Source organism: Mesorhizobium sp. M5C.F.Ca.IN.020.32.2.1, from assembly GCF_004023105.1.
Classification (GTDB): Bacteria; Pseudomonadota; Alphaproteobacteria; order Rhizobiales; family Rhizobiaceae; genus Mesorhizobium; species Mesorhizobium wenxiniae.
Map to the genome: position 1 here is coordinate 1 of NZ_RZSX01001565.1, position 610 is coordinate 610.

1 protein-coding gene is annotated in these 610 nt (G+C 58.4%); it reads right to left on the minus strand.

What is annotated here, in order from left to right; genetic code table 11:
• On the minus strand, positions 1-494 hold a 494-nt coding region (locus tag EOA86_RS37470), incomplete at its 3' end, for a M48 family metallopeptidase (RefSeq protein ID WP_206630285.1).
• Positions 495-610: the final 116 nt, after the last annotated feature.

Sequence of the window (610 nt, forward strand, 5' to 3'; positions counted from 1 at the left end):
AGATTGAGACCGCCGTTTGTGTCCCTGTTTTTCAGATGAGCGTTTTCGTGAGCAAGGATTGCCGAAAATGCCTTTTCGTCGGTCACGGCAAGCAACGGGATACCGACGGTCAAGATCGCCCGACGGCCAAGCAGACCCAGAAACGGGCGCTCTTCCCCAATGCTGGCGTTCAGATCACTGCTTAGCACAATCGTCGTCTGGCTGGCGCGATGTTTGCCAGCCACGCTTTCCCACACTGCCCACAATTTTGGCGCCGAGTCCCGAGTAATACCTTCCACCCTGCTAGGCCGAAACCCGGCAAACAATGCTCCAATTAACAGAACGAAAGCCAGCATTGCAGCCGGTACGGCAATAACACCGCCCGCGATAGCCGCGAGCGGATGCCGGTCAAGGAGCAGCAGCCACAGGAGCACCGGGCAGAAAAGCGGCAGAACAAAAAGCAGGACGGCAAACCTGCCGAAGTGCTCTCCCGTGTAGAGGACCAGGCGCGACATCAGCGTCTCACAACGGAATGTTGTCGTGCTTCTTCCAGGGGTTCTGCATATCCTTGTTGCGCAGCATGCGGAGCGCGCGCGCAATGCGGCGGCGGGTCGAATGCGGCATGATCACC